Here is a 14,013-nt window from a genome sequence, read left to right as displayed (position 1 = left end):
GTCTGCGTGGGAAGAGTCGGGATACTCCTACGTCAGGAAGGCATTAACCAATGTCGTTCGGTGCTCCATCCGAGAAACACTTTTCCTCCCTCAATTTTTTGCCGGTTAAAAGTCAGTCGATGCCCGGCTGCGGCAACACGCAACCCGACCATGGCCGGAAGAAACCTTTCCCGGAAGTCACACGATTGCGCTGCAAAGTGCGTTTCAAGCTTGTCGAGTGCTGAACGCAACGAGTCACCATCAAGCATCGACAGAAAAAACACCATTTGGCGCCAGGCATATGCGGTGTTTTTCAACATCACCAGACGTGCATGGTAAAGCTTGATTTGCATCTGTTGTCGCCTGCAAATCCACTCGAAGCACGTCAGCGCCAGCGCACTCATACGATGATGTAACAGCGTTTTCAGCTCGAGCTCACCTAACAGGAGCGCCAGGTTTTGCGTTGTCAGGATCTGTTGCTGTTCGATGATCGTCCCATTCGTCGCGGGGCTACATGTTCCAAACGTGGCGTTTGCACGCTGCGCGCACAGCTTGGCCAATGCATCCCTGTTGTTCGATTGTTGCCAGTGATTACTGCTGCGCTTTGATCTGCGCTGTTCGGGAAGGACGGCCAACAGATCCGTATCAATGTCGTAGTATCGGGCGTAAAGGGTTCCGGCAATCAGCTTGGCCGATTGTTTGGCTGCTCTCACGAACTTGTTGGAGAACTTGCCCATGAAAATGTCAGTTGCCACCTCTTCGACGAAAGGGAGATCGAGTTTCGCTGTTTCAGCCAGCGAGACAAATTCCTGCAGCAGCTTGTTGGGAAGAATCGCCTGAGGAAACGCTGAGAGGGTCAATACAGAAGCCTCGACCAATGCCCGTCTGGCACCCTCGATCGAAACATCGTTTGTCTCACGCTCGCATTCCACCGCCGCAACCCAAGGCAGTTCTGCAATTTTGACCTGACTTTGCAGGTTGATCAGCAACAAGGATCGGCGACGCCTGAACGCGCGATAGGTAGCGCCAACCAACATCTGCAGCGTTGTATCTCGATATCCGGCACTGCAGATTTCGGCCGTCATTGCTGGCAAAATCCGCGCAACGGTGTCTCCCGATGAGATCAGACCATGGTCAATCAATTCGGCGATAGTGCCTTTGCGGCAACGTTCGAGACGTAGGCGAACCGCAGGTGGAACGGGCGCGCCAACAGTTAACGCGTAGCGCTGCGCCTCTTTATCGGTGATAGGTTTCAGCAGGGGTGAAAAATCACTGATGCCGTCCGAATCCGGGTAACTGGCCAGACGCGCCGAGATAGCCTGGGCGATCAAATGATGCCCGGGAGCCGCCACGTGATCTCGCTGCTCTTTTCGCTTGATGGAATGTGTTTCGGATTCGGGATGGCCGTGCTTGACCACAAAGTCATCAACGATTCGTCGAATACGCCCGACTTGCCGCCCCGTCAGTGACGCGTGATCACGAGAGCACTGAGTGAGGAATGCAAACAACTCCACCGCCCGGCTCTTGGCGGTTGCCTTTCCGTGAAGTTCAGCATCACAGGTTTCAGCGAACTGCGTACCGAGTGCCATCGCGCGCTCGAACCAGCCGTCAGGATAGTATTTGCACGGCCAGCCTCCCTGATACGTCAGAAGAAAAAGCGAGACAGCAGCGTCGTAGAGCGGCAAGCGATTTTCAACTACATGTTTTTGCACCGCCAGATGCGGTTGAGCCCGTTGCGCAGCCAGTCGCTGGCTGACATTAGCCACGTTGAAAACATGAACTTCAGCCGTCGAGATCGGTGGCTCGTCAACGGTTGATGGATAGAAACGCAGACGATCAAAGAACGGCGCAATCTGCTCGATCAATGTTCGCGCTTCGTCGGCGCGCGAATGCCGCAGAAGCCATGACACTGTCAGCAGTGCGGCCTCTTCCGGTACATCGATTTGATAGTTGCCCTTCGCCAAGCACTGTTGCAGTGCCTCAATGCCGTCATCCGAGAGATGCCAGGCATTGAGGTCAAGTCGTTCATGGCCTGCACGAATGCCGGGGATCGACGCAGCGAGCTCGCACTCATAGGCAGTCAGATCGCCTCCGGCCAAGACTTGACCGGTAGCGAAACCGCCCGTGGCCACTTCCAGCGTGACCCATTCCGGCAACTCGGCAAACGGCACGCGTGAACCATACTGTGCGCTGCCCTGAATCAGATGTTCGAGAACCCGCTGCCAGCGCTCGATGCGACGGCGTGCTTGCGGGTCAGCGTTGCTCGGCAAAGCGCTCAACGCTCGAGAGAGTTGAAAAAACGCATAGCCAGCGTTTATGCCAACGCCTTCATCGAGCCCACTGTCGTGCCTGGACATACTTCCTTGTGACCCTTCGATGTGATGGGTCCGGGGGCTGGATTCGAACCAGCGCCCACCCGGTTAAGAGCCGAGTGTTCTACCGCTGAACTACCCCGGAGCAGAGGGCGCATTGTCGACTGGCGACTAAAAGATGTGAAGCGCCGTTTTGCAGTTTGTTGTAGCCAAACAATGCGCCGGCTCTTGATCCAGAGTGGACACCACCGCGACGACCCCGAGACTAATCGTAAAACGCCTCCACCATCACCCGACTCCCGACAAAGAAACTGTCCGCCACCAACCGCAACGGCTGAAGATCCAGATCACTGGCCCCATCGCCAATCAACTGCTGAAAATGCCGATACACCGCCGCGTATTCGCCCTCCTCCGATACCGCTTGGCGCACGCCATCGATGCTCAACACCGCACCGCCGTTATCCAGTCGCAACACACCCTCGGCGCAGCGAATTTCGATGCTCCAGAGTTCGTCATGGCCATGGTCGAAGTCGAATTCGGCGCGCACATCGAGATGCCGTGCGTCAGACATTTTGATCGAAGCGGCAATCGGCGACTGGCAGTTGTCAGGCACGCGCAGTTCGGCGGACTCGACAAACAACGGCAGCGCCAGCAGGTGCGTGACGATCGACAAGGCGTTGATGCCCGGATCGAAAACGCCGAGGCCACCCGGCTGCCAGATCCAGGTCTGGCCGGGGTGCCACTTGCGAACATCTTCTTTCCAATCGATGTGCACGCTTTGCAGGGTGCGGCTGGCGAGCCAGTCGCGGGCGGCGGCAATGCCGGGCGCATAGCGCGAGTGCCAGGCGAACAGCGCACTGACGCCTTGCTGTTCAGCCAGTCTGACCAATGCCATCGCCTCACCCAATGTTGCACAGGGCGGTTTTTCCACCAGCACATGCTTGCCGGCGGCCAATGCTTCCTGCACCAATGCAAATCGTCCCTGCGGCGGCGTGCAGAAGGCAATCGCATCGACCTGTGGGCCATTGGCGAGCAATTCGCGCAACGACTGGAAATTCTCGACACCGGCGCAGGGCTTGCCTTGCGTGGCGACCGACAGCAACTGGAATCCGGGATTGGCGAGAATCGCCGGGACATGTTGATCCTGGGCAATCTTGCCGTAACCCACCAGACCGAGACGGATCGGTTGCATCAATGGCTCCTGTTTTTGTTTTAGTCAGCGAACCGGCAGATTACCTGCAAACACTGCGGTCGTCTGTCTGCGCAACGTCACAAGGCCTCGCAGGATCAGGCAAGCATTGCACAGGAATGCACTATTCCCTCGCCGCGCAAAACAGCAAAGATGGGCATCCGACATACCCATTGAGGACGTTCCCATGCTCGTACAAGCCTACGGTGCCCACGCTGGCGACAAACCCCTTGAGCCAATGCAGATCAACCGCCGCGCGCCGGCCGCCCACGACGTGCAGATCGACATCGCCTTCTGTGGCATCTGCCATTCGGACTTGCATCAGGTGCGCGCCGAATGGGCAGGCACGCAATTCCCCTGCGTGCCGGGCCATGAAATCGTCGGGCGCGTCTCGGCCGTCGGCGCACACGTCGCGGATTTCAAAGTCGGTGATCTGGTCGGGGTCGGCTGCATCGTCGACAGTTGCAAACATTGCGACGACTGCGAAACCGGTCTGGAAAACTACTGCGACGGCATGATCGGCACCTACAACTTCCCGACGCCGGATGCCCCCGGCTGGACGCTTGGCGGCTATTCGCAAAACATCGTCGTGCATGAGCGTTATGTGCTGCGCATCCGCCATCCCGAGGCGCAACTGGCAGCCGTCGCGCCGCTGCTCTGCGCGGGGATCACCACCTACTCGCCGCTGCGTCATTGGAATGCCGGGCCGGGCAAAAAAGTCGGCGTGGTCGGCATCGGTGGCCTCGGTCACATGGGTATCAAACTGGCCCATGCCATGGGCGCGCATGTCGTGGCGTTCACCACGTCCGAATCGAAACGCGAAGCGGCAAAACAACTGGGCGCCGATGAGGTTGTCGTGTCGCGCAATGCCGAAGAGATGGCGGCGCATGCCAAGAGTTTTGACTTCATCCTCAATACCGTCGCGGCCCCGCACGATCTCGATGCGTTTCTCGTGCTGCTCAAGCGCGATGGTGCGTTGACGCTAGTCGGCGCGCCCGCCTCGCCGCATCCCTCGCCAAACGTGTTCAACCTGATTATGAAACGCCGCACCATTGCCGGTTCGATGATCGGCGGCATCCCGGAAACTCAGGAGATGCTGGATTTCTGTGCCGAACACGGCATCGTCTCCGACATCGAACTGATCAGTGCTGACCAGATCAACGAATCCTACGAGCGCATGCTCAAGGGTGACGTGAAATATCGCTTCGTGATCGATAACGCGACGCTGGCGGGCTGAAGGCTCGCACCGTGATCCTCGTCGCCGGGATTTGACAGGCACCGCGTTGCTCGACAAAGTCGCACCCCTTTTGCGGCCATCGCTGCCGCAATCTTGTAATGAGCAGGGGTTGCCGTTGAACGAACAGACTTTGTCCATGCGCCTGGAGCGCGTGGCCGCGCATGTGCCGATCGGCGCAAGGCTGGCCGATATCGGCTCGGATCACGGCTATCTGCCGGTGGCGCTGATGCGTCGCGGGGTGATTGCTGCAGCCGTGGCCGGAGAGGTGGCGTCGACGCCCTTTCATGCGGCCGAACGCACGGTGCGTGACAACGACCTGCAGCAACATATCAGCGTGCGCCTGGCCAATGGTCTGGCGGCAATCGAGCCTGGCGACGGGATCACCGCCGTCAGTATCTGTGGCATGGGTGGCGAGACGATCCGCGACATTCTCGACAGCGGCAAGGCGCGGTTGAGTGGCGAGGAGCGCTTGATCCTGCAACCCAACGGCGGTGAGCAGCCACTGCGGCAATGGCTGATGGAAAACGGCTACCGCATCCTCCGTGAGGAACTGCTGCGGGAAAACCGTTTCGACTACGAAATCATCGTCGCTGAACGTGCAGAGTCAGTGGTCTACACCGATCAAGAACTGTACTTCGGCCCGCTGCAGATGCAGGCGCGCAGTCCGCAGTTCCTGAACAAGTGGCAACACCGGCTGCATGAAAAGCAGAAGACGCTGGCCCAGTTCGCTCGGGCGCAGCAGGCTTTGCCAGAGGCGAAGGTGCAAGACGTGGCCCGGCAAGTACGATGGATCAGCGAAATGCTGGCCTGAGCCGGATAGAAACAGGCATTGCTCAGAGTATTCGCGCCAAGGTCGATATCAAGCGATTGAATGCGTTTGGGCTCTTTCCTGCTTGGCTCACTGCAACGTCTGGACTTACACGGTTTGTATGAGATCGCCATTCAGGACAATCAAGTCCATACGGTGTGTTGTCGATCTCGTAAACGTCATCCCCTCGGTAGATGCCCCATACCGACTCAGCCGCGAAGGGTGGGTAATCATCTTCGTCAGGCGTTAGCTTGAAAATAATCTTGTGAAAAACATCAGTCATATTCGTGCTCAAAGGATAGCTTTCACTGGTGGCGTGACGCTCTGCACTTTCAATCGGCAGACGATTCCGCTGCCGCCATCCAGACGTCTTCGTAGCCGTCTCTGTCGATAATGAACCTGGATCCTTCGGGCAGGAAAAGATACTTCAGCACTTCCGGCAACTCGTCGACCAAATGGCTTGCGTGCAGCGTTTGATAAAAATCAATGGCCGACGAGTGCTCACCGCAGTGAATGAACCAACTGACTGTGCCGCCCTCGGGTAAGGTGATTCTGCTCCCGTAAATCGGTGATTTGTGCAGAGTGTCCAGGGCAATGGCCACCATCGTCTCGGGAGGGTGTGGTGTCAGCGCATATTTGTCGCACACCTGCTGCTGCGAAGGGTCCGGCGTTACAGAATCAGCCTTTTGCATAAACAAGTCCCTGTTTCAAATTGGTTTGCCGGCCGACCAGAGCACGTTTTCCAACGGCGTGAACTGCATGCCTTTAAGCCCTGCCGCACGAGTTTTGAACCTAGCGGAACATATCAACGTATTACTTCCTGAAAGCAATCCTCAATCCAATGGGCAAGCACGGGTCTCTCAATGCTTCGCGCGGCGTCCGCCAAATAGACGGCCTCATCCGCACCCACGGTCAATCCATGCGCTAGAAGTATCTTCAGACCTTCAATTGCCTGCGCTTCTTCTCCCATATGGAAAACGGCTTGTCGCGCCGGGGTCAGACCGTTGTTTGCCACTGAGCCAACGCTTGCTCCAGCGTCGATCAATTGACTTGCACGCTCTATCGGGCCGAGTTTCAAAAGTGCCGACAACGTCGTAACGCCCGCGTCATCAGGGACGTCAATCAGGTTGTGGGTTTTGTACCAGCCGAGTACCCATGCGAAGACGGAATCATCACTTTCCAGCGCCGTGCGATGCAGCAAACTGCCACCGCCCAAGCTGTTTTTTTGAAAAAAATCCACGTCATTTTCCGCAAGAAAATCGAGTGTCTTCACGTTTTCAGCGACGTAGAACAGCACGGGGATGTCGCTGTACGACTCGCGGTTTTTCATGTGTGGAAGTAAACGTTGCATTGCACTGCTATCTCCGCCAGCCAGCGCATCGCCGGCTTCATAAAGATCCACTAGCTGTTCTTCATCGATCATCGATTGCTCCGTAAGACCGCGATGTTATGGCAGCGCCCCTCGTTTAGGCAGACTTGACTTACCCGCCCCCGTCGTTTTATCGCCGAATGGGGTCCAAAGGCCGGCTCTGTGTTCTTGGCATTTGATACACCACATCACAAATGATGTACCTGAAACCCCATTTATCAACCCCCTGCAACTTCTTAAAGTTCTCTCCAACAGCAGCCCGTCAATCCGACAGGTTGGCCACTGGAGAGACTCAAATGCCTTTCATCAGCGTGCGCATCACTCGTGATGGCGTCACCCGCGAGCAGAAAGCCCAAGTGATCAAGGAGATCACGGAAACGATGGAACGGGTGCTCAACAAGGATCCGAAACTCACGCACATCGTCATCGAGGAAGTCGACACCGATAACTGGGGTTACGCCGGCATGACGACCACGGAGTACCGCAAACAGTTGTCGGACTCGCCATCATGAGCCGGGTGGTGAAAATCGATGTTGTCTCGGACGTCGTCTGCCCATGGTGCGCGCTTGGCGTTACTGCACTTGAGCAAGCGATCGAGAGTCTGGCGGGCGAAGTCGAGGTGGAACTGAGCTACAAGCCGTTCGAACTGAATCCGGACATGCCCGCGGCTGGCGAACCCGCTATCGAGCACATGATGCGCAAATACGGTCGCACCGCGGAGCAAGTGGCGCAGCGCAACGCGATGATCATTCAACGCGGTGAGGAGATCGGCTTTCGCTTCGACCTGGAAAAACGCAGTCATTTTTACAACACGTTCGATGCCCACCGTTTGCTGTTCTGGGCCTCGACACAGGGGCGCCAGCGCGCACTGAAAAAAGTCCTGTTGCGGGCTTACTTCACGGATGGAAAAAACCCGGATAACCGCCAGACGCTGGTGAATCAGGCCAAGGACGCGGGGCTCGATAGCCAGCGTGCAGAAGCCGTGCTGGCCTCGGCGGAGTTCACTCGCGAAGTCCGCGAACTTGAAGCGTTTTATCAGCAACGCGGCGTCCAGTCGGTCCCGGCGATGATCATCAACGACCGGCACCTCCTGTCCGGATCGCAATCGGTCGCTGATTACCGGCAAGCGCTGCTCCAGGCGGCGCAGGTTGTCGCTCACGTCTGACCCTTGAAAATCTGTTCACTCAATTCATCTCGATTACATGAGGAATCATCATGAGCACGTCCAATAAAGTCGTAGTGATTACCGGCGCATCTCACGGCATTGGCGCAGGCCTCGTCAAAGGCTTCCGTGAGCGCGGTTTTCAAGTGGTCGCGACATCCCGTTCAATCCAGCCGTCTACGGATCCGGACATTCTGACCGTCGCTGGCGACATCGCTGACCCTGCCACCGCCGAGCGCGTGATTCGCCAAGCCATGGCCCGTTTCGGTCGCATCGACACGCTGGTCAACAACGCGGGCATCTTTGTCGCGAAGCCATTCACCGAGTACAGCCAGGCGGATTACGCCCAGGTCGTGGCCACCAACATGAGCGGCTTTTTCCACATCTCGCAACTGGCGATTGCCGAGATGGAGAAGCACAACAGCGGCCACATCGTCAGCGTGACCACTAGTCTGGTTGACCATGCCATCGACGGCGTACCTTCAGTGCTGGCCTCGCTGACCAAGGGCGGCATCAACGCGGCAACCAAATCGCTGGCCATCGAATACGCCAAGCGCGGCATTCGGGTCAACGCCGTGTCGCCGGGCATCATCAAGACGCCGATGCATGGTGTGGAGACTCACGAAGCGTTGGGCAGCCTGCATCCGCTGGGTCATATGGGCGAGATTGACGACATCGTCCAAGCGATCCTCTATCTGGACAGCGCGAACTTCGTCACCGGTGAGATCCTGCACGTCGATGGCGGTCAGAGCGCCGGGCATTGATTGCTCGGTTGTCCCTGCATCAGGAAACGGCACTGTCGGGGTATACCGGCGGTGCCGTTTCATGTAGTAAACACCGGGATGAAATGTCCGTTGAGACTCGGTGTCCGCCTTTATGAAACGCCACTTTGATGACTTGCAGTTGGGCAGTATCGAACTCTTTTGCCTCGCCGCCGAGGCCGGCAGCTTCACCGCTGCCGCACAGCTAGCCGGGGTGACACCGGCAGCGGTGAGCCGATCGATTCTGCGTCTGGAGCAACGCCTCGGTTCGCGGCTTTTCGCCAGAACCACGCGCAGCATTCGGTTGACCGAGGCTGGGCGTAATTTTTTCGTCCAGTGCAGCCAGGCCCTGACTCAACTGGTCGAGGCGCAACAAGAAGTCATGGGCGCGCAAACGACCGCGTCGGGACGCTTGCGCATCAGTCTTCCAACCACTTACGGGCATCATCGCATTCTGCCGTTGCTGCCAGCATTTCGAGCGCTTTACCCCGAAGTCACAGTGGACATCCACTTGGGTAATCGCAATATCGATTTCGTCGCCGAGGGCTACGATCTGGCGATCCGTGTCCGCGCACAACCGGACTCGACGCTGATTGCACGCCTGCTTGAAGACGCCAGACTGGTGGTGGTGGCATCGCCCGACTATCTGCACAAAGCGGGCGCGCCGCAGACCCTGGAAGATCTGGCGCAGCACGAGTGCATCCAGTTCGAATTGCCCAGCAGCGGGCGGCGGATTTCCTGGCTGTTTCAGGAAGATGGCAAGGACCGAGAGGTGTTTTCCGACGGCGGTTACTCCTGCTCAGACGACGTGCTCGGCGGCGTAACCTTGGCCAAACATGGCGCGGGACTGTTCCAGACTTATAAATTCATTGTCGAACAGGAACTGGCGGACGGCCGCCTCGTAGAGGTGCTTCAAAACTATAGCGGTCGCTCAAGGCCTTACACCTTGCTGTACCCACACGGCCGCTATGTGCCGCAACACGTGCGCGCCTTCGTCGATTTCCTCCTGCAATACCGCGAGCAATGGGCGGCGCTTTAACGGCAAGTACGCCGGACACGACAGACCGATTGCACTGGCTCTGGCCACGCAGGTAGTATTGAGAGAGATTCTCACTAACATCTGGAAAGCTCACCAGTGCATTCTCTTCCGTCCAGCAAGCTGGGATTCTTTTTCAGCGATCATCATCGTTGGCTGCTGCAACACATCAATCGGCAGGTGCGCAACCACGCGGACGCCGAGGACACCGCCGCCGATACGTTTTGCCAGTTGTTGGTGGCGCGCGTTGACCCCGACAGCATCGAGCAGCCACGGGCCTACCTCTCGACCATTGCGCGTCGATTGATCTTCGACCGCCATCGCCGACGCAAGCTGGAACAGGCTTACCTTGAGCGCCTCTCGGCATTGCCCGAAGCCTTGGCGCCCTCCCCTGAAGAACAACTGCAATTGATCGAAGCACTGGTGGCTATCGACCGGGCCATCGACGGCTTGCCGTTGATCGTCAAGGCGACGTTCCTCTACAGCCAACTGGATGGGCTGAGCTACGTGGCGATTGCGCAGAAGCTGGGGCTGTCGGAGCGTACGGTGAGCCGTTACATGAAACAGGCCTTGCGCCAGTGCTACCTGTGCGACATGGCGCCATGAGCAAAACCCGCCTGGACCCGATCAGCGAGCAGGCCATCGACTGGATGGTCAAGCTTCGCGCCGGCACTCCGGATGCCGCACTGCAACAGCGTTTCGACGCCTGGTTGGCGATGGACCGCGCGCACAGCCAGGCCTGGAACAACTTGCAGGAACGCCTTGGCGGATCGTTCAACACGGTGCGTACGCTGGATCGACGCCTGCCCGGCCAGGCGAGTGAGGCGCGTCAGGTTTTGTTGCAGCCACAGGCTTCGCGCCGCGACGCCTTGCGCATGCTCGCCGGCCTCGGTCTGCTCGGTGGCAGCCTGTTTCTTGGCAGTAAAACCCGCTTGGGTGAAACGCTGCTGGCCGACCTGCACACTGGGCGCGGTCAGCGACAGACGTTCAATCTGGCCGATGGCAGCCGCCTGAGCCTGAACGCCGACAGCGCGGTGGATCTGCGTTTCGATGATCAGCAGCGGGTGGTCATTCTGCGCCACGGCGAACTGGTGATCGATGTCGCACCCGATCCGCGCCGTCCGCTGATCGTACGCACCGCCGAAGGTGAAATGCGTGCACTGGGCACGCGTTTCCTGGTCATTCAGGAACAGGACGCCAGTCGCCTCGTGGTGCTGCAGCATTCCGTGCAAGCCCGTTTGTTCGACGGCACCACGCAAATCGTTCATGAAGGCCAGGCAGCGCTGCTCTCCTCGCGCAGCATCACATTGGCCAGCGGCGATGAGCGTAGACGCGCCGACTGGTTGAGCGGGCGTTTGAATGTGCTGGATGAGTCGCTGGAGCAAGTAGTCGAAGCGCTGCGTCCTTACCATCGCGGTTTCGTCCGCGTGGCACCTGAGATTCGCGGTCTGCGCGTGCAAGGCGTGTTCCCGCTGGACGACCCCGAACGTACCCTCGGTGCGCTGGCCGAAACCCTGCCGATTCGCGTGAATCGTTACAGTCCCTGGCTGACATTGATCAGCAAAAAGTGATGGGCGAAAAGTTTTTTTGAAAATCGTTCTTGTTTGTGTCCGGTTTTCATTTCTCATCCCTCCTATCTCCTGACACTTCAAAACAAACAGGAGAATGTTGTGCTCAACACGTGGCCCCGTACCCTTCCCGTCGCCGTCGCCCTGGCAACTCTGGCGAGTTCAGCGCTGGCGCAAGACCTGAGTTTCAACCTGCCAGCCGGCCCTCTCGCCAGCACGCTCAATGCGATTGCCGGCCAGAGCGGGCAAATCATTTCGCTGGAGCCAGCGCTGGTGCAAGGCAAACGGGCGCCGGCGGTGATCGGCCAGATGCCCGCTGAACAAGCGCTGCAAAAGGCGCTGTCGGGCAGCGGTTTGCAGCTACGCGTCACGGGGCAAGGCAACTTCAGCGTCGAGCCGGCCACTGACAGCAACGCAGCGCTGCAACTGGGTGCCACCAACATCGTTGAACGCAGCTACGGCGCTACCACCGAAGGTTCCGGTTCCTACGCCGCAAAGGCCGTGACCATCGGCAAAGGCACGCACACGCTCAAGGAGATTCCGCAGTCGGTCACCGTGATGACCCGCAAGCAAATGGACGATCAGGGCCTTACCGACCTCAAGGACGCGGCCAACAAGACCACTGGCCTGGTTGGCGTTCAGGGCGTGGGCAAAGGCATGATCCTCACCTCGCGCGGTTTTCAGATCGACGATTGGCAATACGACGGCGTGCCGATCATGCGTAACTCTTACGCCCTGGGTAACTGGGCGACACAGGACCTGATTTTCTTTGATCGCCTGGAAATTCTCCGTGGTGCATCCGGCCTGCTACAAGGCACCGGCAGCCCCGGTGGCGCGATCAATCTGGTGCGCAAACGCGGTCAGAATGCGCCGACCGTGACCATCACCGGCAAGGCCGGCTCCTGGGATCACTACGGCCTGCAACTGGATGCCGGTGGCCCGCTGAACTCGACGGGCACCGTGCGCGGGCGCTTCGTTGCCGACGAGGACCAGAGCCAGTCGTTCGTCGATTACGAATGGAGTAAAACCCACTCGCTGTACGGCGCGCTGGACTTCGATCTGCGCGACGACACCACGCTCGGTCTGGCCATCAGCAACTCTGATGGCGAGTCACGCCCGATGATCCGTGGCCTGCCCCGCTACTCCGACGGCAAGCCGCTGAATGTGCCGCGATCGACCTACGGCGGCGCGCGCTGGAACCATCTGGACATCGACGTCACCACGCTTTACGCCGATCTGGAGCACCGCTTCAATGACGATTGGGCATTCAAGGTCGGCGCCGTGCGCATGGATGAAACCAACAAGGGCAAAAGTCAGCGTCTGCAAACCAGCGGCGACGGGATCAAGCCCGATGGCAGCGGTATTCAATACGCCGACTTCGTGACCGATTTCGATGCGACCAAACTCGGTCTGGACATGAATGTCACCGGCCACTTCGAAGCCTTGTCGATGGAACATGAAGTCATGCTCGGCGGTAACTACGCCAAGTACACGTCCGACGACAAATACGCTCGAACCTTTAACAACAACACTACTGACACGATTTTCGACATCGACCATGACCGTCCGGACATCAGTTACGAAGGGCTACTGAACACACCGGGCGGCCAAGGAACGCCGAGCAAATACGACATTCGCCAGAAGGGCCTGTATGGCAGTTGGCGGGTAAAACCGATCGACTCGCTGACTCTGGTGCTGGGCTCGCGTGTCAGTTGGTTCGATTACAGCTACAAGTACGCAACGCAAAGAGCCTTCAGCAATGTGGCGATCCCTCAACCGGAAAGCACCATGAACGAAACCGGCGAAGTCACACCGTATGCCGGCATCGTCTACGACCTGAGCCGCGAGTGGGCGGTGTACGCCAGCTACACCGACGTGTTCGAGCCGCAGACCAACCGAACGGCGAGCGGCTCGGCGCTCAAACCGGTGGTGGGCAGCAACTATGAGGTCGGGCTCAAGGGCGAATTGCTGGATGGCCGGGTGAACACCTCGCTGGCGCTGTTCCGCTACGACCAGGAAAACCGTGCCGTCAACGACCTCGCTTCGGGCATGGTCTGCGACGGTTGGTATTGCTCCAACGCCGCCGGCAAAGTCCGCAGTCAAGGGATCGAAGCCGAGATCAGCGGCGAAGTCCTGAACAACCTGCAACTGTTTGCCGGCTACACCTACAACACCACCAAATACCTCGATGACCCGGACAATGAAGGCAAAGTCTTCAGCACCTGGACGCCGAAACACATGCTGCGGGTCTGGGGCGACTACCAGTTCAGCGGCGACTGGGAACGGGTCAGCACAGGCCTCGGATTCACCACTCAAAGCCACACGCTGGGTTATGAACACACCTACGACGTCGCCGGTTACACCGTGTGGAGCGCCCGTCTCGGCTACCAGTTGAGCAAGGAAATCGGTCTGGCGGTGAACGCCAACAACCTGTTCGACAAGCGCTACTACACCGCTGCCTACAACCAGCTCAACGGCAACAACAACTTCGGCGACCCGCGCAACGTGATGTTCAGCGTGAAATACACACCGGAGTTCTGAGTCATCTGTTCAGCGTCGATCCGCCGGATGCCGGTTTGCGGCGGATCAACC

Annotated in this window: 13 protein-coding genes and 1 tRNA gene; 9 read left to right on the top strand and 5 right to left on the bottom strand. The window is 58.4% G+C overall.

Annotated features, from left to right (window positions below):
- Positions 1-32: 32 nt before the first annotated feature.
- The 3 genes from JFT86_RS19525 to JFT86_RS19515 form a co-directional block, all read right to left on the bottom strand.
- Positions 33-2,336, bottom strand: coding sequence for a hypothetical protein (locus tag JFT86_RS19525; protein WP_201232722.1), 2,304 nt, complete (start codon positions 2,334-2,336; stop codon positions 33-35).
- Positions 2,337-2,361: 25 nt separating this feature from the next.
- A tRNA-Lys gene (locus JFT86_RS19520) sits at positions 2,362-2,436 on the bottom strand.
- 120 nt (positions 2,437-2,556) lie between these two features.
- Positions 2,557-3,483: a Gfo/Idh/MocA family oxidoreductase gene (locus tag JFT86_RS19515; RefSeq protein WP_201237979.1), complete on the bottom strand. Its 927-nt coding sequence runs from the start codon at positions 3,481-3,483 to the stop codon at positions 2,557-2,559.
- 184 nt (positions 3,484-3,667) lie between these two features.
- Here JFT86_RS19515 and JFT86_RS19510 point away from each other — a divergent pair, with 184 nt between their 5' ends.
- Both JFT86_RS19510 and JFT86_RS19505 read left to right on the top strand, forming a co-directional pair.
- Positions 3,668-4,717, top strand: a complete 1,050-nt coding sequence (locus JFT86_RS19510) for an NAD(P)-dependent alcohol dehydrogenase (RefSeq protein ID WP_201237977.1) — start codon at positions 3,668-3,670, stop codon at positions 4,715-4,717.
- A 115-nt stretch (positions 4,718-4,832) separates the two neighbouring features.
- The gene (locus JFT86_RS19505; RefSeq protein ID WP_347340313.1) at positions 4,833-5,528 is read left to right on the top strand and encodes a tRNA (adenine(22)-N(1))-methyltransferase TrmK; all 696 of its coding nucleotides are present in this window, start codon (positions 4,833-4,835) and stop codon (positions 5,526-5,528) included.
- 329 nt (positions 5,529-5,857) lie between these two features.
- Here JFT86_RS19505 and JFT86_RS19500 read toward each other — a convergent pair whose 3' ends face one another.
- Together JFT86_RS19500 and JFT86_RS19495 are read right to left on the bottom strand one after the other, a co-directional pair.
- Positions 5,858-6,217 carry a hypothetical protein gene (locus JFT86_RS19500; RefSeq protein WP_201232725.1) on the bottom strand — a complete coding sequence of 120 codons (360 nt, stop codon included), beginning with the start codon at positions 6,215-6,217 and terminating at the stop codon, positions 5,858-5,860.
- Between the two features lie 113 nt (positions 6,218-6,330).
- A complete protein-coding gene (locus tag JFT86_RS19495) occupies positions 6,331-6,948 on the bottom strand; it encodes a hypothetical protein (RefSeq protein ID WP_201237975.1) in 618 nt (205 codons plus the stop codon).
- 242 nt (positions 6,949-7,190) lie between these two features.
- Between JFT86_RS19495 and JFT86_RS19490 the strand changes: the two genes are divergently transcribed.
- From JFT86_RS19490 to JFT86_RS19460, 7 genes are all read left to right on the top strand, one after another.
- Positions 7,191-7,406, top strand: a complete 216-nt coding sequence (locus JFT86_RS19490; RefSeq protein WP_201232728.1) for a 4-oxalocrotonate tautomerase family protein — start codon at positions 7,191-7,193, stop codon at positions 7,404-7,406.
- On the top strand, positions 7,403-8,059 hold the full coding sequence (locus JFT86_RS19485) for a DsbA family oxidoreductase (RefSeq protein WP_201232729.1): 657 nt from the start codon (positions 7,403-7,405) through the stop codon (positions 8,057-8,059). Before JFT86_RS19490 ends, JFT86_RS19485 begins: the two co-directional genes overlap by 4 nt.
- A 50-nt stretch (positions 8,060-8,109) precedes the next feature.
- Positions 8,110-8,820, top strand: coding sequence for an SDR family oxidoreductase (locus JFT86_RS19480; RefSeq protein WP_201232730.1), 711 nt, complete (start codon positions 8,110-8,112; stop codon positions 8,818-8,820).
- Between the two features lie 112 nt (positions 8,821-8,932).
- Positions 8,933-9,856 carry a LysR family transcriptional regulator gene (locus JFT86_RS19475; RefSeq protein ID WP_201232731.1) on the top strand — a complete coding sequence of 308 codons (924 nt, stop codon included), beginning with the start codon at positions 8,933-8,935 and terminating at the stop codon, positions 9,854-9,856.
- Positions 9,857-9,952: 96 nt separating this feature from the next.
- A complete protein-coding gene (locus JFT86_RS19470; RefSeq protein ID WP_201237973.1) occupies positions 9,953-10,459 on the top strand; it encodes a sigma-70 family RNA polymerase sigma factor in 507 nt (168 codons plus the stop codon).
- Positions 10,456-11,424, top strand: coding sequence for a FecR family protein (locus JFT86_RS19465; RefSeq protein ID WP_201237971.1), 969 nt, complete (start codon positions 10,456-10,458; stop codon positions 11,422-11,424). The genes JFT86_RS19470 and JFT86_RS19465 overlap by 4 nt, the downstream gene beginning before the upstream one ends.
- A 99-nt stretch (positions 11,425-11,523) precedes the next feature.
- Complete coding sequence (locus JFT86_RS19460; RefSeq protein WP_201237969.1) at positions 11,524-13,962, top strand: TonB-dependent siderophore receptor; 2,439 nt, start codon at positions 11,524-11,526, stop codon at positions 13,960-13,962.
- The last annotated feature ends 51 nt before the right edge of the window (positions 13,963-14,013 follow it).

The organism is Pseudomonas sp. TH06 (assembly GCF_016651305.1).
Classification (GTDB): Bacteria; Pseudomonadota; Gammaproteobacteria; order Pseudomonadales; family Pseudomonadaceae; genus Aquipseudomonas.
Note: the sequence above shows the minus strand (reverse complement) of the source record. Positions and strands in the feature narration are given on the sequence as shown.

Coding starts and splice junctions, on each gene's coding strand:
- JFT86_RS19465 (WP_201237971.1), top strand. CDS start 10,456: ATGAGCAAAACCCGCCTGGACCCGATCAGCGAGCAGGCCATCGACTGG.
- JFT86_RS19480 (WP_201232730.1), top strand. CDS start 8,110: ATGAGCACGTCCAATAAAGTCGTAGTGATTACCGGCGCATCTCACGGC.
- JFT86_RS19485 (WP_201232729.1), top strand. CDS start 7,403: ATGAGCCGGGTGGTGAAAATCGATGTTGTCTCGGACGTCGTCTGCCCA.
- JFT86_RS19525 (WP_201232722.1), bottom strand. CDS start 2,336: ATGTCCAGGCACGACAGTGGGCTCGATGAAGGCGTTGGCATAAACGCT.
- JFT86_RS19475 (WP_201232731.1), top strand. CDS start 8,933: ATGAAACGCCACTTTGATGACTTGCAGTTGGGCAGTATCGAACTCTTT.
- JFT86_RS19500 (WP_201232725.1), bottom strand. CDS start 6,217: ATGCAAAAGGCTGATTCTGTAACGCCGGACCCTTCGCAGCAGCAGGTG.
- JFT86_RS19515 (WP_201237979.1), bottom strand. CDS start 3,483: ATGCAACCGATCCGTCTCGGTCTGGTGGGTTACGGCAAGATTGCCCAG.
- JFT86_RS19490 (WP_201232728.1), top strand. CDS start 7,191: ATGCCTTTCATCAGCGTGCGCATCACTCGTGATGGCGTCACCCGCGAG.
- JFT86_RS19495 (WP_201237975.1), bottom strand. CDS start 6,948: ATGATCGATGAAGAACAGCTAGTGGATCTTTATGAAGCCGGCGATGCG.
- JFT86_RS19510 (WP_201237977.1), top strand. CDS start 3,668: ATGCTCGTACAAGCCTACGGTGCCCACGCTGGCGACAAACCCCTTGAG.